The 19,443-nt window shown below is 51.9% G+C and carries 21 protein-coding genes; 2 read left to right on the top strand and 19 right to left on the bottom strand.

Going from position 1 to position 19,443, the window contains the following annotated elements:
• The first annotated feature begins 76 nt into the window (after window positions 1-76).
• Together D9N13_RS15805 and D9N13_RS15800 are read left to right on the top strand one after the other, a co-directional pair.
• Window positions 77-550 (top strand): YchJ family protein, encoded by a 474-nt coding sequence (locus D9N13_RS15805; protein ID WP_290592039.1) that lies wholly within the window; start codon window positions 77-79, stop codon window positions 548-550.
• Window positions 551-698: 148 nt separating this feature from the next.
• Window positions 699-1,214, top strand: a complete 516-nt coding sequence (locus tag D9N13_RS15800; RefSeq protein WP_290592037.1) for a hypothetical protein — start codon at window positions 699-701, stop codon at window positions 1,212-1,214.
• 63 nt (window positions 1,215-1,277) lie between these two features.
• On the opposite strand, the gene D9N13_RS15795 is transcribed toward D9N13_RS15800, so the two are convergent.
• The 19 genes from D9N13_RS15795 to D9N13_RS15705 all read right to left on the bottom strand — a co-directional run bounded on the left by D9N13_RS15795 (window position 1,278) and on the right by D9N13_RS15705 (window position 19,439).
• Entirely contained in the window at window positions 1,278-1,622 is a 345-nt protein-coding gene (locus D9N13_RS15795; protein WP_290592036.1) for an Hpt domain-containing protein, read from the bottom strand.
• Window positions 1,623-1,637: 15 nt separating this feature from the next.
• Window positions 1,638-3,383: a fused response regulator/phosphatase gene (locus D9N13_RS15790; RefSeq protein WP_290592034.1), complete on the bottom strand. Its 1,746-nt coding sequence runs from the start codon at window positions 3,381-3,383 to the stop codon at window positions 1,638-1,640.
• A gap of 45 nt (window positions 3,384-3,428) precedes the next feature.
• A complete protein-coding gene (locus D9N13_RS15785; RefSeq protein WP_156871627.1) occupies window positions 3,429-3,731 on the bottom strand; it encodes an STAS domain-containing protein in 303 nt (100 codons plus the stop codon).
• 124 nt (window positions 3,732-3,855) lie between these two features.
• Window positions 3,856-4,767: a hypothetical protein gene (locus D9N13_RS15780; protein ID WP_290592032.1), complete on the bottom strand. Its 912-nt coding sequence runs from the start codon at window positions 4,765-4,767 to the stop codon at window positions 3,856-3,858.
• A 7-nt stretch (window positions 4,768-4,774) separates the two neighbouring features.
• Window positions 4,775-5,842, bottom strand: a complete 1,068-nt coding sequence (locus D9N13_RS15775) for a chemotaxis response regulator protein-glutamate methylesterase (RefSeq protein ID WP_290592030.1) — start codon at window positions 5,840-5,842, stop codon at window positions 4,775-4,777.
• A 7-nt stretch (window positions 5,843-5,849) separates the two neighbouring features.
• A complete protein-coding gene (gene cheD, locus D9N13_RS15770) occupies window positions 5,850-6,515 on the bottom strand; it encodes a chemoreceptor glutamine deamidase CheD (protein ID WP_290592028.1) in 666 nt (221 codons plus the stop codon).
• Complete coding sequence (locus tag D9N13_RS15765) at window positions 6,515-7,390, bottom strand: CheR family methyltransferase (RefSeq protein WP_290592027.1); 876 nt, start codon at window positions 7,388-7,390, stop codon at window positions 6,515-6,517. Before D9N13_RS15765 ends, cheD begins: the two co-directional genes overlap by 1 nt.
• 63 nt (window positions 7,391-7,453) lie before the next feature.
• Window positions 7,454-8,005, bottom strand: coding sequence for a chemotaxis protein CheW (locus tag D9N13_RS15760; RefSeq protein ID WP_290592025.1), 552 nt, complete (start codon window positions 8,003-8,005; stop codon window positions 7,454-7,456).
• A gap of 29 nt (window positions 8,006-8,034) precedes the next feature.
• The gene (locus D9N13_RS15755; protein ID WP_290592023.1) at window positions 8,035-10,167 is read right to left on the bottom strand and encodes a chemotaxis protein CheA; all 2,133 of its coding nucleotides are present in this window, start codon (window positions 10,165-10,167) and stop codon (window positions 8,035-8,037) included.
• 4 nt (window positions 10,168-10,171) lie between these two features.
• The gene (locus D9N13_RS15750) at window positions 10,172-10,534 is read right to left on the bottom strand and encodes a response regulator (RefSeq protein WP_290592021.1); all 363 of its coding nucleotides are present in this window, start codon (window positions 10,532-10,534) and stop codon (window positions 10,172-10,174) included.
• A 23-nt stretch (window positions 10,535-10,557) separates the two neighbouring features.
• Window positions 10,558-10,839, bottom strand: coding sequence for a lipid asymmetry maintenance protein MlaB (locus D9N13_RS15745; RefSeq protein WP_290592019.1), 282 nt, complete (start codon window positions 10,837-10,839; stop codon window positions 10,558-10,560).
• 190 nt (window positions 10,840-11,029) lie between these two features.
• Window positions 11,030-11,467 (bottom strand): flagellar export protein FliJ, encoded by a 438-nt coding sequence (gene fliJ, locus D9N13_RS15740; protein WP_290592017.1) that lies wholly within the window; start codon window positions 11,465-11,467, stop codon window positions 11,030-11,032.
• Window positions 11,468-11,475: 8 nt separating this feature from the next.
• Window positions 11,476-12,825 carry a flagellar protein export ATPase FliI gene (gene fliI, locus D9N13_RS15735; protein ID WP_290592016.1) on the bottom strand — a complete coding sequence of 450 codons (1,350 nt, stop codon included), beginning with the start codon at window positions 12,823-12,825 and terminating at the stop codon, window positions 11,476-11,478.
• Window positions 12,797-13,708, bottom strand: a complete 912-nt coding sequence (locus tag D9N13_RS15730) for a flagellar assembly protein FliH (protein WP_290592015.1) — start codon at window positions 13,706-13,708, stop codon at window positions 12,797-12,799. Before D9N13_RS15730 ends, fliI begins: the two co-directional genes overlap by 29 nt.
• Before the next feature lie 21 nt (window positions 13,709-13,729).
• Window positions 13,730-14,761, bottom strand: coding sequence for a flagellar motor switch protein FliG (fliG, locus tag D9N13_RS15725; RefSeq protein ID WP_290592014.1), 1,032 nt, complete (start codon window positions 14,759-14,761; stop codon window positions 13,730-13,732).
• Window positions 14,754-16,433 (bottom strand): flagellar basal-body MS-ring/collar protein FliF, encoded by a 1,680-nt coding sequence (fliF, locus tag D9N13_RS15720; protein ID WP_290592013.1) that lies wholly within the window; start codon window positions 16,431-16,433, stop codon window positions 14,754-14,756. Before fliF ends, fliG begins: the two co-directional genes overlap by 8 nt.
• 26 nt (window positions 16,434-16,459) lie before the next feature.
• Window positions 16,460-16,777 carry a flagellar hook-basal body complex protein FliE gene (gene fliE, locus D9N13_RS15715; RefSeq protein WP_290592012.1) on the bottom strand — a complete coding sequence of 106 codons (318 nt, stop codon included), beginning with the start codon at window positions 16,775-16,777 and terminating at the stop codon, window positions 16,460-16,462.
• A 71-nt stretch (window positions 16,778-16,848) separates the two neighbouring features.
• Window positions 16,849-18,195 (bottom strand): sigma-54 dependent transcriptional regulator, encoded by a 1,347-nt coding sequence (locus D9N13_RS15710; RefSeq protein WP_317622514.1) that lies wholly within the window; start codon window positions 18,193-18,195, stop codon window positions 16,849-16,851.
• A complete protein-coding gene (locus D9N13_RS15705) occupies window positions 18,195-19,439 on the bottom strand; it encodes a sensor histidine kinase (RefSeq protein ID WP_290592011.1) in 1,245 nt (414 codons plus the stop codon). The genes D9N13_RS15710 and D9N13_RS15705 overlap by 1 nt, the downstream gene beginning before the upstream one ends.
• Window positions 19,440-19,443 lie beyond the last annotated feature (4 nt).

Genomic DNA, 19,443 nt, shown 5'->3' with positions numbered 1-19,443 from the left:
ATTTCCGCATACTGACTTAGCGGTCACAACGAAAACCGGTTAGCCTGTTGGGCAGACAACTCGATCGGATACAAACATGTCAGATTCATGCCCCTGCGGCAGTGGAAAACCCTATCAGCAATGCTGTTCGCCGTTTCATCAAGGCATCGCCAAACCCCGGACAGCAGAACAACTGATGCGCTCCCGTTATTCAGCTTACGCCTTGCGGCTGCCCCGCTATCTGCTGGATACGCTGCACCCCTCCAAACGCAGCCCCCACGAACTTACTCAGCTGGAGCAGGCGGTGGCGCGCGGCCATTGGCTTGGCCTGCGCATCATCAGCTGTCGGGGCGGACAGGTTGGCGACAGCAGCGGATACGTGGCGTTCAGAGCACAGTTCGAGGATTCAGGTACCCAATCAACGCTGGAGGAGAACTCACGCTTTGTGCAGGAGCAGGATCGTTGGTACTACATCGACGGTGTGTTTCCACCTCACCCCTTACCCGCGCGCAACGAACCCTGTTGGTGTGACAGTGGCAAAAAGTTCAAGAAATGTCACGGCCTGGGATAAGACAGATGAGATAAGGCACAATCCGGCGCCATATGGCACAGCGTTATAAACGGCTGCTGCATATAAGAATCCGTCACTACACAGCGTTGCGATTTTGGCGGATAGTATTGGGGTGTCTTGCGTAAGGGAAATACGGGGAGACTAACCTATGAAACGTCTTTATTATCTTTTCCGCGGTACGGAGTTTGCCCGTACCATTAGTAATGACCTGCAAAACGCCGGTATCAACGAGGGCCAGCTGCATTTTCTGAGCCACGATCAGGCCGGGCTGCAAACCGCCCATGTGCCCCAGGCGGACATCTTCGATGAGCGTGACATTCCACACAGTGGAACCTGGGGTGCCATTACCGGCCTGGGTATCGGCATTCTGTTCGGCTCTTATTTGATCTCCACAGAACTGGGTGCCCACATGAGTCTGGGTGTCTTTTTATTCGTCTGTATTTTGTTCACTTTCTTTGGAGCATGGGCCGGTGGTTTCATCGGTATATCCAGCGACAATCACCATATTTCCCGCTTTCACGATGCCCTGGAAGAAGGTGACACGTTGTTGATGCTGGATACGTATGACGAAAGGGAAGAAACCCGGCTGAAGCAACTCATGCACACCCGACACATGGAAGCCAGTTACGAGGGCGAGGAAGAAAACTTTAAGGTGTTTTTATAAAAACCATCCGGAGGTGGTGCGGGTGACGTGGTAAGCGAAGGCAGGTTGCCCGCACCAACCAGATTACAGGTTATTGGTGAGGATACCCGATACCCGGGAAAACTCTTCACGCAAACTTTCCAGAATCTGCTCTGCGCCATCCAGTTTTTCCTCTTTACCCAGCATTTCCAATTGGCGGGCAAATTCCGACAGCCTGAACGCACACACATTGGAGGACGACCCCTTAAGACTGTGCGCCACTTTGCGCAGGGCATCGGCATCACGGACTTGCAGAATGTGACCCAACTCTTCCACTTTGTTGCGTGAATCGGTGATAAAAGTATTCACCAGGGTTTCAAACTCACCCTCCATGATTTCCTTGAGATCCTGCAGCGCACCAATATCCAGATGATCTTCCGGGTTACTCATAACACAATCCTATTGTTATACATCAACATGCCAATCGAACACCACTTCCACCTGATTACCCTTGCCCAGGTAACGTACCGATCGACACATGGTGTTGATCAGTGGAATTCCGCGGCCACTATAGCCTTCCGTCCTATGACTGTTCTCTTCTTTTGTCTGATAGTCAAACCCCGGCCCTGTATCTTCGACAACAATGGTCAACACACCACCATCTTCCACCGGGTGATGGTCTATGTGGAAGCGTACACAGCCCTCATCCAACGCCGTCAACTTTTGGGTTCGTTCAGCATAATACCGGGCAAAACCATCTGCTGATGCTTTGAGTTCAGAGTGCAAATCCAACACCCCATGCTCCAGGGCATTGGAGTACAACTCAGACAAGATGGTGTAGATTTTTCCACTGTGGGGCCGCAAGCCAGGTACTTCCATCAGCAGGTGAGTAATCAATGGTAATGGATTAAACTCTTTCAGGGTCAACGGGCGCAATTCGTATGTCATGCTCCAGTCTTTGGGCCCCCCGGCCATATAGGACTTGCCGCCGACACCAAAGTAATCCCCCATTTCGTCTTCACCCACCATGGTGACTTCCACCATGGTGTAATCGTCATCCTGTTCATCACGGCCGGTATGACGCTCCACCGCTGTCTCCAGATTACTGAATATATTGTCGGCATCGGATGTGCCCAGGATGACTTCCCGAACACGGTCTTCACCAAACATCTCCCCCTCATCGTTGCAGGCTTCAATGATACCATCAGACCACAACATTATTCGATCGCCTTTCTCCAGCTGTATGATGGTGCTGTCGGTGTTAAAGCGGTCAGAATCCACCACTCCCAACGGCAAATGACTGGATCTGAGATTCTCCAGTTGGTGGGTCTTGCTGCGATACACCAGGACATCAGGGATTCCGCCAACCCAGACTTCCGCCGAATGCTTGCGAAAACTCAGGTCCACCATACTGGCACAACAGAATACCCCCACCGGTAAAATACGTTTCAGTTTTTTGTTGATCTCCCGCAGGATATCCTGCAGGGAAAACCCTTTTTGGGCCATACCATAAAAAATTTCGGAAACCGGCATGGCACCAATGGCAGCCGGCAAACCATGCCCGGTAAAATCCCCAAGAAAAACGAACATGCCACCGGAGGGTTTGCGTGAAGCCAGTACCAGGTCACCATTAAACACCGCCATCGGAGACAGCAGATATTTAATATTCGGCGCATCAATACACCCCGGGTGGGCGATATTGTCGAACACCTGCTTGGCCACTTCCTGCTCGTGAATCAAACGGTCGTTATGGAGGGAAATTTCATCACGCTGCTTTTGCACAGTTTCATGCAGGCGCCGCATACTGGCGAAAGCCTTGATCTTGGCCTGCAATATAATTCGGTTGTAAGGTTTGCTGAGGAAATCCAGGCCACCGGCGGCCAGACAATCCGCCAACGAAGTGGCATCACGCAAGGAGGTTAGAAAAATGATGGGGACCAGGTTGTCGCCTGCCAGCTGCTTAATGGTTCTGGCGGCTTCGAACCCATCCACATTGGGCATCAGGGCATCGAGCAAGACGATATCGGGTGATTGCTCCCTGAAGATATCGATGGCTTCCTGCCCGTCTTTCGCCGTATAGACGGTGTGCCCTTCCTTACGAACAATCGTCTGCAGTATTAGGCGGTCGGAATCATTGTCATCGGCAATGAGAATTCGCAGATGCTCAATCTCTGAGACAGCAGGCTCCACCACTTGTACTTGATTATCCATAAGTTCACGCGACACCCACCGCCTGGTGGGTGCAGTACTTCCGAGCTAGCGAATGGTAAACAACTGTTCAAAGTTGGATATGGTGAGAATCTTTTTTACATCAGGATTACAATTAACAATTTCAATACTGGAGTTGTCTCCCCCGGCATGATCTCTCAACAACAGCAACATACCCAGTGCTGAACTGTCGAGATACGTGGTCTCTTTCATGTCCACAATATAGCCTTTGGGATCTTCCGATACCTTTTCGTAGGCGTCTCGAAACTCCTGATGAGCGCTAAAGTCGAAACGTCCCTGGATCTTGATGGTCAGTTCACCCGAGGATGCTTCAGTAGACCATATAGCCATTATCTACACCTCAAGAAGCAAGTAGAATTTATGTTAAAAACCCAATAGAGGGTTATAAAAACCTTCCATTAATTAAGAGCATAGACCATTTTCTCTATGCAAACTAAAATTCATCCATAAATTTTTAAATGATCTCCTCCTCCGCTGGTTCCAAGCTGAATCTACCTTTAAATTCAACCAGTTGTTTCTCGGTTGTGATGCTCGACAACTTTACCAAACGCAGATCCGAAATAACATCCGTCATTCTCAATTCAAACTGATAAAGCACGTTAATCAGCTCATTTAGCAACCGACGAACAGCATCCCCCAGCTGTAACCAGCGCACATCCGACTTACTACTGCGCTGGTAACGCTCAGCAATACGCCGCAGCTCCTCCTGGGCGCCTTGGGCACAAGTGATGGATTCCACCAAATCGGCGACTCTGTGCTCACCCTGCCCGGACAGGCACTTAAGCCACGGCTCATCCAGCACATTCCGTGTTTTCAGCAGCCTTTGCTGCGCGCCGGCCACCACGATCTTCATCTGTTGCAAATCCCTGCCGGACTGCTCACTGATGGAAACCAGATCCCGCGAAACGGTCACAAACCCCCGCCCTACTTCCCCGGTGTTCGTGGCTGCAATCATTGAATTCAAGGCCAGCATCCCGGTGCTCTTGGCCGTATCGATCGCCTCGATCAAAGCGTGATGGACATTGCGCAACGTTGACTGGGCCTGATCCAGATCGGTGTCGCATAACAGCCAGTTCTTATCCATGCTATCTATCAACCTGGCATAGTAGCGCTCTATAGGGAGGGAGGTATCCGCGGTAGTTCCCTCAATGGGATCGGGTACCGGTTGCTCGCTCAACAGTGGCTCATGGCCTCTCAATTTATAAGCACCGAACCAGAGAAAGCACGTGATCACCGCAATCAGAGCAACATGCATGGGCGCGTTCTCCAGCCGCAGGATGATCAGCAATACCAGGCTGCCGACCCAGGCAAACAGGTACAGCAGCCGCTGTAAGATGTAAGAATTCTGTAATTTAGGATCTGTCAATGGTCTGTCAATGCTTGTTGGTTAGCTGAAGCAAACGCTCAGCAATGGTTTCCAATGGCTTAACCTCGCTGTAAGCGCCGAGATGATAAGCAGCTCCGGGCATGCCCCACACTACAGACGTGGCCTCATCCTGAATAATAGTATGACATCCCAGTTCTTTCATCCGCAGTAACGCCCGCGCGCCATCGGCCCCCATTCCAGTAAGCAAAACCGCCACTGTTTTTCGGTACCCCAGCGCCGTGATGGAATCAAACATCACCTCCACCGATGGTCTGTGGCGATTCACCTTTTCACTGTCATCCAACTGGGTCACCAATCCTGCGCTGGTCTTCCTGATCGTCAAATGCCGATCGCCGGGTGCAATGTATACGTTACCCGGTAGGAGTGTTTGATTGGAGGTGGCTTCGTGCACCACCATGGCGCAACAATTGTTCATACGCTGCGCGTAGGAGGTACTGAACTGAGGTGGGATATGCTGGGTGACAACCACCGGAGGACAGTTTGCCGGTAATCCCTGCAATACTTCCTTTATTGCCTCGGTGCCACCGGTAGAGGCGCCGATGGCGATGATTACATCTTTTTTAGGGGCATAATTCGGCGCTTTTACCGGCTGAATTCTCCCATCAGCCTTGGCACGCAGGGAGTTCATTTCAAGCCGTTGTATATTGGCTTCTGCCGCTGCCCGAATCTTGGAGACAATCTCCCGCTCGTATTCGACCAACCCCTTGCCCAGGTTCTCCTTCGGTTTGGGCAGGTAGTCAAACGCCCCGATTTGCAAGGCTTCCAGTGTTATGTCGGCACCGGCTTCGGTCAGGGTTGATATCATGATCACCGGCATGGGCCGCAGACGCATCAGGTTCTTGAGAAAAGTAATGCCGTCCATACGCGGCATTTCCACATCCAGTGTAATGACATCCGGAACCAGCTGTTTGATTTTTTCCCGTGCTATGTAGGGATCAGCTGCCGTGCCGACCACTTCCAGATCATCGTGATTGGAAATGATCTGCGTTAGGATTTGGCGAATCACTGCTGAATCATCAACAATCAACACCTTTACTTTTTTTGCTTCAGTCATGCTTCACTCAGTCGAACAGCTCAATGTCACCCTGCGCCGGAGTGTTATTAATGGTACGAGCGTAGCTTTGTTCGCGCTCAAATACCACATCATTGCGTACGGTTTTCAGTTTTCGAACCTTTACCGACCCGGTATCAGGAAAGTAAAGCACCTTTCTTGGAAACAGCCCTCCAACATCCTCGGCTGCCAGGCTCAAACCTTCGTTAGTGATAAACTGATGTACAAACTCAATGTTTTTTCGACCTATATCAATCTGACTCATGCTCTCCAGTACTTTGCCCCCCCCAAATACCTTAACCTCCAGATGACGCTTATCCCCACCATTCTTCAAGATTTCATTGATCAGATATTCCATAGCCCAATTGCCGTAGCGGGCTGATTCACTCAATGCACTCAGCACACCCGGGTCCAGATTTTCGCGTTGCACGGGCAACATAAAATGATTCATGCCACCAATACCTCTGTACCTGTCCCGGACACAGGCAGATATGCAAGAACCCAACACCGTGACAATCATCTCTCCACCAGTACTGATATAGAATTGCCCCGGCAGAATCTTGGCGGCATACACTCCTTGTTGTTTATCCCAATAGCGATTGATATGGGTAAATCCTTTGGGTGCCTTGGGTTGAGGATAGCTGGGTTGAAACTGACTTGTCACGCTGTGCTTCATCACTTTACTTTCCTGTAGATGGTTCGGCCAACGGATTCAAAGCGCTGACTCACACCGTGCAGACTTTCTGAATGCCCTATGAACAAGTAACCATTGGGCTCCAGAATAGTAGCGTAGCGATCAAATAACTCCCGCTGCGTATCCTTACTGAAATAGATCACCACATTACGGCAAAATATAACGTCAAACTTACCCTTCATGGGCCATTCACCCAGCAGATTAAGGTGATTAAACTTGATCAGGCTTTTCAAAGTATCGCGGATTTCAAGGGCTTCATTCTCGGCAGTTTGGGCCGAACCACCGATAAAATATTTCTTAACCAATTGCGGGTCCATATTGCCAATACGCTCCTTTGAATAGACTCCGGCCCGACCGTGTGCCAATACATTGGTATCCAGATCGGTGGCCAGAACCCTGGCATCCCAACGTTCCCGCCCTAAGCAGTCCTGCAACGTCATGGCGATGGAATAGGGTTCCTCACCGGTAGAGCAACCGGCAGACCAAATTCGGATCCGGTGGCTGCCTTTCTTTTTCTGCAACAGTTCCGGGAACACGGTTTGGCGCAGAAAATCGAAGTGGTGTGACTCCCGGAAAAAGGACGTCAGATTGGTGGTGATGGCGTTGATAAAGTTGGTTAGTTCAGCATTCGGGTTCTCTTCCAAATACTGCAAATAGCGGGAAAAGTCGGTCATCCCAAGAGCACGAATACGCCGTACAATACGGCTGTAGATCATCTCTTTTTTGTGCTCGCCCAATTCAATTCCGGAACGCTGCTTGGCCAGCAGTTTGATGCGATCGAAATCCTTGTCGGTCATTGGGAATTCGCGCTCAGCAAACGGTCGTTCCGACTTTCCGGGTTGCTTAATTGCGCTCATTGTCGACATGAGATCCGCTCTTCACTCCCTGAAGGTGAACTAATCTGTATCAAACTGCTGCCATCACTGGGCTTCTTTGATTTCCTTGATGGTATTAATGGAAACATCAGGGATGGTATCGGCGCCCAACAGCTCATTGATGTCCAGCAATATCACCATCTTGTTGTTAACGTTAACCAATCCTTTTATATAAAGCGTATTTACATGATCACCCAGATCCGGGGCCGCTTTCATTTCTTCCTCAGCCAGGCTGTAAACGTCACTTACTGCGTCCACAACAATGCCCATCACCCGGGCCCCTTTCCTGGTGGCGACCTTGAGCACAATCACAACCGTAAGCGGACCGTATTCGACGTTTTCCAAACCAAAGCGTTGCCGCAAATCGACGATGGGCACAATGGTTCCCCGCAGATTTATCACTCCTTTTACGTGGGGGGGAGTGTTCGGTATGGGCGTGACACTTTCCCAGCCTCTAATCTCCTGAACGCTCAGGATATCCACACCGTACTCTTCATCAGCCATGATGAACGTGAGGTATTGATCCGTCTGATCGTTTTCCTGACCGGAAACGTCCATATCTGAATTGTCGTAAAGCCTTTCTTGTGCTGCGTTCATAGGTCGTTCTCCCGTCGCGCTGTTACTGCTTATGCTGCCCGAGTTTTGTTCGAAATCAGCTTCAAACCATTTTTTGACTGCTGGTGCTCACCGGCCATATAAATCAGATCGGTGATATCCAGAATCAGGGAAACGGTACCATCACCGAGAATGGTGGCACCTGAAATACCATCCACTTTCTTATAGTTGGTTTCCATACTCTTGATGACAACCTGTTGCTGGCCAAGCAGATCATCCACCACCACTGCCACTTTGGCGTTACCTGCCTCCACCACCACCAGCAGGCTGTCAGCCAGATCTTTGGAGCGTGGCTCCACACCAAATACTTCCCAGAGTTTAATAATCGGAATGTATTCATCCCGCAATCGAAACACATCGCAACCACCGGCGACATGATTGATGAGTTTCATATCCGGTTGCAGTGATTCAACAATGGAAACCAACGGCACGATAAAGGTCTGGCTGCCCACATCAATTAGCTGACCATCCAGAATAGCCAAAGTGAGCGGTAAGCGGATCGTAAAGGTGCTGCCTTCACCTTCCACTGAACGCACCTCAATGCTGCCATTCAACTCAAGAATGTTGCGCCGCACTACGTCCATTCCGACACCCCGCCCCGACACATCGGTGACCTGTTCTGCCGTGGAAAAGCCCGGCTGAAAGATCAGCTCCTGAATCTGCTCATCCGACAACACTTCGGATTCACCAATAACACCATTGGTTCTGGCTTTGTTCAGAATTTTTTCACGATTCAAACCTTTACCATCATCTATGATTTCAATCATGATATTACCGCCCTGATGAAAGGCATTCAGGGTAATAGTGCCGGTCTCCTTCTTACCGGCGGCGCGCCGTTCGGCTGGCGACTCCAGGCCATGATCCAGTGCGTTACGCACCAGATGAACCAGGGGGTCACCGATCTTTTCCATCACCGTTTTATCCAGCTCGGTTTGCTCACCCACCAGTTTCAGATCGATTTTCTTACCCAATTGTTTGGAAAGGTCACGCACCATGCGGGGAAATCGGCTGAACGTGAAGCTGATCGGTAACATGCGGATTCGCATCACACTTTCCTGCAGCTCACGGGTATTGTGTTCGAGCTGGGCCAAGCCTTCCTGCAGCTTCTGCAACTTTTCCATATCAAACTCGTTACCCAACTGCCCCAGCATGGACTGGGTGATGACCAGCTCCCCCACCAGATTGACCAGACTGTCTATCTTCTCAATGGAAACCCGAATGGAGGTTGATTCAGAGCTCTTGGCGGCCGGGTTTTGTTGCGCTGGTTTGGTCACAGCTTGCTTGTCTGCCGGCTTAACCGTGTTTTGAACTTCTGCTTCCGCAGCGCCCATCACATCAGGTTCGGCTATTAATTCATGCTCTTCCGCCTGCGGTGTGGCAATATTCGTGAACAAACCCGCTGTTGCTGTGATGGTGATATCCGATTCATCCATCACCCATTCAAATATTTCTTCGATTTCAGACCTGGATCGGCCGGTACTGAGATACAAGTCCCAGCTCAGATGACACTCCTCCGGGTTCAACCCTGCAAGATCCGGAATTCTATCCAGATTCACACTGACTTCCAGCTCTCCCATTTCGGCCAGCTCACGGAACATTCGCAACGGCTCATTACCGGTGCGCAACAGATTCACATCAGGCACAAACTGAATATGCCAGGTGATCTCCTCTTCCTGGCATTGAGAGGCCGCCACAGGAGGTGAAGAGGGCGTTTCATTGGATAGGGCTTGCTCCCCCCCTGGGGCGACAGGTTGCCTGCCATCAAGAATGTCATTAAACGCCTGAATCAGGATTTTGGATTGTTCTGTATCCAACGCCGCTCCCGCCTGCAATGCAGTCAACATACCGCGCAGGCAATCGACGGACTGCAACAGCAGGTCTACGTGATCCGGTTGCAGCTGCCTGCTTCCTTCCCGCACCTGATCGAGCAATGTCTCCAGGACATGAGTAAATTCAGCCACATCAGTGAAACCGAAAGTACTGCTACTGCCTTTTATTGAGTGGGCCGCGCGAAAGATACTATTGATCGTCTCTGAATCAACGTTTTCACAGTCGAGGTCCAGCAAACTGGACTCCATTACCTGCAAGCCTTCAAAGCTTTCTTCAAAGAATACCTGGTGAAATTGACTCAGATCGATACTCATAGCACTATCCCAGTACTTTTTTAATGGTGTTGAGCAACTGATCCGGATTAAAGGGCTTTACGATCCAGCCCGTCGCACCCGCTGCTTTGCCTTCGCTTTTTTTGTCCGCTGCTGATTCTGTGGTAAGCATCAGGATCGGTGTGAACTTGTAGTCCGGCAATGTTCTGAGATTCTTAATCAGCGCGATACCATCCATGACAGGCATGTTCACGTCCGACAACACCAGATCCACCCCGCCTCTTTTGGCTTTATCAAAGGCATCCTGTCCGTCACAGGCTTCCACCACTTCGTAGCCTGCACCCTGCAACGTAAAGCTGACCATCTGACGCATGGAAGCGCTATCATCGACAGCTAGTATCTTAGTCATTGCTGATCTCCATTAAATCTCGGTTAATGCTTCAAACGTAAGAATTCAGACACCCCCAGCATTGAGGCTGCCTTTAGAAATGGGTCGGATGGATTGATAATCTGGGCCTGAAAATGCTGCTTCTCCATACTTTTGAACCATGCAAGCAGAACCTGCATGGCACTGGTATCAATGCGCTCCACCTGAGACGCATCAACCGCGACACTGACCCCACCGTTGAGGTAAGACTCTAATTTTTCGAGTAAAATATCCGCTTTGCTGATGTCGGAGAACTTGTCCAACTGATACGTTGTCGACTCTGCCATACGTGAACTCATCCCTTAATAAACACGCCGGGCTACATCTAGGTAAAACCCTGGCATCCTTAAAAAAAGAATAGACAGCTTATACGGTTACGCTAGAGCCCAACTGAAAAAAGCCCGGAATTGGAAGTGCTTATGATGATTGGTCATGCTTCACCAATCCTTAAGAGCAAATAGACATGAAGCCAGAGGGTTAAAATCCGTTATTGCCCCGAAAAGGGCGATCATCCTGTACTTTCTGCTCACGTCGGGATTCGTCCAGGTTTTCCTGTTGACGCGCCGCCTCAATCAGCTGATCCATGGTCTTCAAGCGGGCATTGGCCTCAATCCACTTGCGAGTTTGAGCCTGCACAGCGGCCTGTCGCTGCTGCACCATCTCAGACTGATGACGAATTGCCTGCTGAAGCCGGGATATGAAAGCCTGGTACAGACCTAATTGCGATGCTTGAGTCACCTGGGATTGATGCTGTTGCACCGTCTGATAATACTCGGCAAGATAGGATTCCAGCTCCGCAAGCTGGTTCTTCGCCTGCTGCAGTTCCTGCTGCAGGCCAGCCAGCTTCTTTGCCTCGCCCCGTTCAGCCTGCTGTTTTAGCTGACGTACAGGTACCAGCCGTTTGGACTTTTTCATCTGGCCAATCAATCCTGATTAAACAGCTTATCCAGCTGTGTAAGGGATTGCTTGAAGCCAACCTGTTCATTCATGCCCTGAGCAAGGTAGGCGCGTATGGGGCCGATTTTATTGATGGCCAGGTCAGTTTCCGGATCGCTGCCTTTCACATAGGCCCCGACACTGATCAGATCGCGGCTTTGCTGGTAGCGTGCGTAGAGGCGCTTTAATACCTGGGCCTTCTGCAAATGAATCTCCTCCACTACCTGAGGCATCGCCCGGCTAATGGATGCTTCAATATCAATGGCAGGGTATTGACCCTCTTCCGCCAAACGCCGGGCCAGCACCACATGCCCATCCAGAATGGCCCGGGCGGAATCCGCGACCGGATCCTGCACATCATCGCCTTCTGTCAATACGGTATAAAACGCGGTGATAGAACCGCCGCCATCACGGCCGTTGCCGGCACGCTCAACCAACTGGGGCAGCTTGGCGAACACCGAGGGCGGATAGCCCTTGGTAGCCGGAGGCTCACCCACTGCCAGGGCAATTTCACGCTGGGCCTGGGCATAGCGGGTCAATGAATCCATCAACAGCAGGACGTTTTTACCCTGATCACGAAAATGTTCCGCGATGGCGGTGGCCAGCATGGCGCCGTGCATCCGCATCAACGGAGAATCATCGGCGGGTGATGCCACCACCACCGAACGCTTGAGCCCTTCCGGCCCCAGGCTATGTTCAATGAATTCCTTAACCTCCCGGCCCCGCTCGCCAATCAACCCCACCACGGTGATGTCCGCCGTTGTGAATCGGGTCATCATTCCCAGTAACACGCTTTTCCCCACACCGCTGCCGGCAAACAGCCCCATGCGTTGTCCGCGCCCCACTGTCAGCAGGCTGTTAATGGCACGCACCCCCACATCCAATGGTTCATCTATGGGTTTGCGTTCCAGCGGGTTGATTGGCTCGCGGTTCAGATTGACATAGGCTTCGGCAATAACCGGCCCTTTGTTATCGAGAGGCTTGCCGCGGCCATCCAGCACTCGCCCCAGAAGGCCCGGGCCAACGGGAACTTTGGAGACCTGGTGATTGGGAATCACTCTGGAGCCGGGTTGCAGGCCTGCCGCCGGCTCAATGGGCATGAGATACATTTTCCGATCGGCAAAGCCGACCACTTCGGTTTCCACATCCGGATGGCCTTGTCCGCGAATGGTGCAGTGGCTGCCCACGGGGGCCCTGCACCCCACCGCTTCCAGTGTCAACCCAACCATGCGCAGCAGTCGCCCTTCCACCCGGTACTCCGGCTGCGCCTGGGTATAGGGTAGATAACGTTGGATGCGTTCAGCGATACTAACTCTCTGATTCAGATCCAGCGTCATGTGGCCTGTCCTCGTGAAGTTCCGGTTGCGATTCCAACGTTTTCGGCTCGTCGTCTGCATCCATCCTGAAGGTGTCTATCTCATCAAGCAACTGATCCACATGCCCATGTTGTTGGCCACGCTCCTGCAACGCCTGCTGTTGCTGCTCATAAACCTGCTGAATCACGGACGCCAGCCTGCGCTCGGCCCGGGCATCCACCATACTGGCGTCGGTTTCGATAATACAACCACCGGGAGTGATGGTTGGGTGCGCCACGATGCGCCAGCCATCTTCCCATTCACCGGCTGCCTGCAAATGCTCCAGCACCAGGTCCAGATCCTGTTTGTTGAGATGGATCCGTAACCGCTGATCCCCGGGATTGATGCAATCAATTGCCTCCTGAACCACCGCCAACACCGCCGACGAGTCCACCGTCAATTCACGATGAATGACCCGTTTACAGATGTTTTCCACCATGTGCAGCAACGCCTGTTCCAACTCCTGATCCTGCTGTGGTATGGGTTCCAGTAAAACCCGGGTAATCTGCGCCAGACGGGTGAGGGCTGCCTTGATATCACTTTCCCCGCTGAGGTAGCCGGCATCGTAGCCTTCTACTCGCCCCGCTTCCCGCCCCTGCTCCAGACCTTCTTCATAGGCCGCCTGGCGAATGGCTTCCAGATCTTCCGCCGTCAGGGGTTTGAGTTCGGGTTCTTCCGACTCTTCACTGGGTAATGGATGGAAATGTCGTTTGCCCGGTATATTGTAGGCATTGGATTTGAGCGGGATATCCGCTTCCATATTAGGCAGTTGCCAGCGTTCCCAGGCACTCAATTGATCCTGTGGCGTGTTTTCATCCGTAAGAATGCTGGGTTTGCTTTTGTCGGAGTCCTTCTTGACCGTCATGGCTTTACTCCTCTGCAGCCATTAGATCATCTCCTCGCCACCCTTGCCGCCCAACACGATTTCGCCGGCTTCCGCCATGCGTCGGGCAATGGCCAGAATTTCTTTCTGCGCCCCTTCCACTTCACTCAGTTTCACCGGCCCCTTGGCCTCCAGATCGTCACGCAGCAGTTCGGCCGCACGCTTGGACATGTTGCCGAAGATCTTTTCTTTGACCACATCATCGGCGCCTTTCAGTGCCAGGATCAGGGATTCAGAGGAGACCTCACGCAACAGTGCCTGAATACCCCGATCGTCCACATCCGCGAGGTTATCAAACACAAACATCAGATCCTGAATTTCCTGGGCCAGGTCTTCATCCACTTCCTTGATCGCTTCCATCAACGCGGATTCGGCATTGGTGTCGAGGAAATTCATGATATCCGCCGCACACTTGGAACCACCCAGGTCGGTGGATGCCGAGCCGGTCTGCTTGGCAAACTGTTTCTCCAGAATATCGTTCAACTCTTTCATGGCATGAGGCTGCACGGATTCCAGTGCTGCAATACGCATGACAATATCCAGGCGCACGCGCTCGTCGAAATACTTCAACGTTTCAGCTGCCTGGTCGGGGTCCAGATAGGCGATGACAATGGCTTGAATCTGCGGGTGCTCAAAACGGATCATATCGGAAACAGAGCGCGCGTCCATCCAACGCAAGGTATCCAGGCCAGTGGTATTGCCCCCCGTCAGAATGCGATCCACCAGAGTGCCGGCCTTGTCTTCACCCAAGGCGTTCACCAGCATTTTACGAATATAGCCATCGGCCCCCACCCCCAGAGCCGTCTGATTCGAGATCACTTTCATGAAGTCGGTCATGACCGCCTCCACCTGATCCTTTTGCACATTCTGTAGCTTGGCCATGGTCAAGCCGATCTTCTGGACCTCTTTCGGGCCCATATGACGGAGAATTTCTGCGGCGTTTTCTTCTCCTAATGACATTAATAGAATCGCTGCCTTCTCAATAGCAGGCAACGATTCTACGGATACTTTTGCTTTTGCCTTTTGTTCACTCATTCGCTATCCAGGTTTTCACCACCTGGGCCACCCTGCGCGGATCGTCTGCCACCATGGATTTTACCGCATCCAGATGCTGATCGTAGGATGCGTCAGGCCCCGGCAAAAGTGGGTTGGAAGCACCGGTAAGGGTGACATCCGGCGTCTCGCCCTCTGCCCCGCTTCCGGCCAACAAACCTTCACCGAGCTGGGATTCCAGGGCGGCCATGGTGTCGTCACGCCCGGAGTCTGCCAGCTTCTTCAGTATAGGCCTTAACACTCCAAAAATCAGGAAGATAACCAGAAGAAAACCGGCGCCACGCTTGACCAGATCCCAGAACCAGGGCTGCTCCCAAAGAGGTGGAGGGGGAATATCGGCCAACGCCTCAGGGACGTATTTACGAAACGGTTGATTCACAACGGTGACACTGTCACCACGGGCGGCGTCAAAACCGATGGCATCCCGCACCAGTATACGAATGCGCTCCATCTCGGCATCAGTCAAGGGTACGCTTTGTGGTTCATTACTTTCTGCGCCTTCGGCCGCCGGTACCAGAAGATTATCCAACACCACTGCGACGGTAATGCGCTTTACCACTCCCACCTGATGTCGGGTATGACTGATGGTGCGATCCAACTCAAAATTACGTGTTGCCTGCTTACGCACATTACCCGAGGCGGCTGCCTCTTCTGCTGTTGCCGCGCCAGCCTGCTCCGGTACCGTAACCGCGCCCGGGGGCTGGTTGGAGAGTGCCCCGGGAATACCCGCCGAGGCACCACCGGCACCCACCACTTCGCTTAAGGTCTGTTCGCTGCGTACCGCAGGCAGATCGGGACTGAAAAACTCTGAAGTCTGCTCAGTTTGGCTGAAATCGATATCGGCGCTGACTTGCACCTTAAATCCATCGTTACCAACAATGGGATCAAGAATCCCTTCAATGCGCTCAATGTACTTTTGCTCGAGGGATTTCGCATAATCCAACTGTTTGGCGGCAACGGCGATATCCGCATCAGCATCTGTTTCCGACAGCAGCTGACCCCGCTGATCCACTACCGTCACATGCTTGTCTTCCAGCTCGGGTATGGACGATGCCACCAGGTGCACGATGGAGGCGACCTGCATGCGTTCAAGGCTCTGGTTGGGATACAATTCCACGAACACCGACGCACTGGGTTTACGACGATCGTTGACGAATACCGAACGCTTGGGTATGGCCAGGTGCACGCGGGCACCGCGCACCCGGTTCATGCTGGAAATGGTTCTGGCCAACTCCCCTTCGATACTGCGGTAGTAACGGGTTTTCTCCATAAACTGACTGGTACCGAAACCCTGCTCCTTGTCCAACAGTTCATACCCCAAGGTATTGCCTGCCGGGAAACCCTCAGCGGCCAGCTTCATCCGTGCCTGGTGAATCTTGTCGGATTCCACCAGTAACATGCCGGAAGTCGTATCCACTTTAAAACGAATATTCTCCCGCTGCAGAATATCAGCCACCTGACCGGCTTCCAGATGGGAGATGTCGGTATAGAGTGGCCTGAAGTCCGGCTCCTGCGACATCAACACCACCCAAAGGCCCAGGGAAATGCTGATGGCCAGACCAATCATCAAGCCAATCTGCTTGATGACCCCTAAACCACCCATCCCTTCCAATACCGCGAAGCCGCCGCTCTCGTTTGTTTTATCATCCGCCATGATCTGTGCTCCGAACTGCGCTCAACTTACACCGGCATGTTCATAATATCTTTATAGGATTCCACCAGTTTGTTGCGTACCTGAACCACCGCCTGGAATGCAATACTGGATTTCTGTGACGCCACCATTACCCGTGTAATGTCCACATTGCTGTCACCGCGAATGTAGGCTTCCTGCAGGGCACCGGAAGTGGATTGCAACTCACTGACCTTATCCAGGGCGTCTTTGAACATGGAAGAAAACTGGGGCTCCGACTGATTCGGAATATTGATGTTCTGGCTCTGGGGTGCTTCCATATTGGCGATGCTGCGCAGCTCGCGCATCTGTGCCAATAATGAATGCATTTCCGTTGTCCCCGACACTGACCCTGACATAGTTGAACCCTCTCACTGATGTGATTTTGACACTTTTTGGTCTATGCACAGACTCTTTCAACATCTATGCCATATTCACGCATTCTGGCCAGTTTGTAACGCAGGGTTCGCGGACTAATGCCGAGTTTCTCTGCGGTCTGTTTCTTGCTGCCACCCACTGTGCGCAGAGTATCGATAATCAGCTCAAACTCCCTTTTCTTCAGATCCTCCCCCAACGCACCGCCGGCTTCCAGCTCTGATTCCAGCTCTACATCGGCCGACATATTCATGGCCGCATCCGGGATAAAAATATCCTCACCGGTGATGCGGTCATGGCTACAGAGAATCAACGCCCGTTGAATGACGTTATCCAGTTCACGAATATTGCCTGGCCAGTTGTGCTGCATCAGGGCCAGTTCAGCGGAGGGATCGAGCAACACCGAGCGTTGCCCTTGCTTCATGGCAATCAGTCTGTGCGCCAACGGGATAATATCCGCCTTACGTTCCCGTAATGGTTTCCACATCAGGGGGAAAACACATAAACGATAGTACAGATCCTCGCGGAATTTACCGGCGGCCACCTGTTCTTTCAGATTGCGATTGGTTGTCGCCAATACTCTGACATCCAACGCAATCGTACGCTTGCCTCCGATGCGTTCCACTTCTTTTTCCTGCAGCACCCGCAGCAGTTTGGCCTGTAGGTTGATATCCATTTCAGAAATCTCATCCAATAGCAACGTGCCGCCATTTGCCTGCTCGAATTTACCGGCACAGCTCTGATAAGCGCCGGTGAACGCACCCTTCTCGTGACCAAACAGGGTAGCTTCCAACATGTTTTCTGGAATTGCTGCACAGTTGATCGCGATAAAGGGTTTGCCGTTACGGGGGGAATTACGGTGAATAAACCGTGCCAACACCTCTTTACCGGTGCCGCTTTCGCCCATAATCATGACGCTGGAATCCGTTTGTGCAACCTTCTTCGCCAACTGAAACACTTTTCGGGTTTCGATGTCTTCGGCTACCGGCTCGGAATCATCCAGTTCGACACGCACATATTTTTCCACCACACCCACCAGTTTCTCGGTGGAAAACGGCTTCTCCAGATAATCCACGGCGCCATTGCGGATCGCCTCCACCGCATTTGAGATGCTGCCATACGCAGTCATAATCAGAACCGGAAGCTGAGGCCACTGGGTGGCAATTTCACGCATCAATTGATAACCGTTAATACCCGGCATATTCACATCAGAGATGACCAGTTCACACTGCTTTTGTTGTAGCCATTCCAATGCGGCTTCGGCACAGTCTACGCCCTCTACGACGTATCCTGACACATCCAGAGTATCCATGATGGCTTCGCGCAGATCAGAGTCGTCCTCAACCACTAATACGTTCGTTATCCTCATCATTATGCCTCCTTGGAAAGCAGCAAATCGTCCTGAATCAGGGGCAGAGACATACAGGCCTTGGCGCCACCTTCAGTACCATTGCAAATAGAAAAATATCCGCCGTGGGATTCGATAACCGTTTTTACCACCGCCAGCCCCAAACCGGTTCCGGTGGATTTGGTGGTAAAGAACGGCTCTGTTACCTGTCCGGCAATGTCTTCCGACACACCCGGGCCATTATCCTCAATCATGAAATTTACTAGCCCACCCTGTTGTGGCGAAACGTTGACGCGAATCTTGACGCGAACTCCGACGCCCTCACAGGCTTCAATGGCGTTATCGATCAGGTTTGAAAACACGCTGGTTAGCAGGTCCGGGTTGCAGCGTACCGAGCCGGACGGTATATCCTGAACAAACTCAATTTGAGCCCTTCCCGCCTGGCAATAATCCTCTACCCTGGATTGAAATACCGAAACCAGTTGAAAGATGGGCAGCACACTTTCCAGCACAACACCCCCTTTGGAAAAGATCAGCATGTCGCGTACCTGCTGCTCCAACTGCAGAAGGCGGCTTTTGAGCTTGTCCGCATAGCGTAAGCGGCGCTCATCCGTCAACGTCTCTGACGCAAGGTGGTCGGCATAAAGGATTGCGGTGGATAGTGGGGTTCGAATCTGGTGCGCCAGTGACGCCGTCATTTTTCCCATTTCGGACAATTTACGGTGGTGGTTTAGCTTGGTTTGCAGGCGCCGGGTTTCAGTCTGATCATTCAACACTATGATTTGACCGGGCTCATGAGTCATCGATTGGGTAGCCAGGCTCACTAGCCTGCCGTTTTTCAACGCGATTTCATGGCCATCCGTGGGGTTTGGTGCAAAGCATTCATTAATAACTGTGATCCAGCGTTCACCTGGCAATGATCTTTCAAACAACGCCTCTGCGATGGTATTGGCCTGCATGATCACGCCACGCCCATCCAACAGAATCACCGCTACAGGCATCGTATTCACAATCAGTTGAACACGTTCCGAGAGCGCCTCTTTCGCGTAATGCTCTTGTACCAGGGCATAGTCTGCGTGCACCAGTTCCTTTTGCAACTCATCAACTCTTTTTTCCAGATCCAGATAGGATCGAGTCAATTGGCTGGAAATATCACTGAACGCAGAAAACGTACTTTGCAGACGGCTCTGTAAATCACGCCGGGCCGGACGCTCCGAAGACGGTTTGCGCTGCTCATTGCTCTTTGGTTCGGCTAATACTGCTCTCATGGAA

It is taken from the genome of Ketobacter sp. GenoA1 (assembly GCF_003671475.1).
Classification (GTDB): Bacteria; Pseudomonadota; Gammaproteobacteria; order Pseudomonadales; family Ketobacteraceae; genus Ketobacter.
This window is presented reverse-complemented; position numbering and strand designations above follow the sequence as displayed.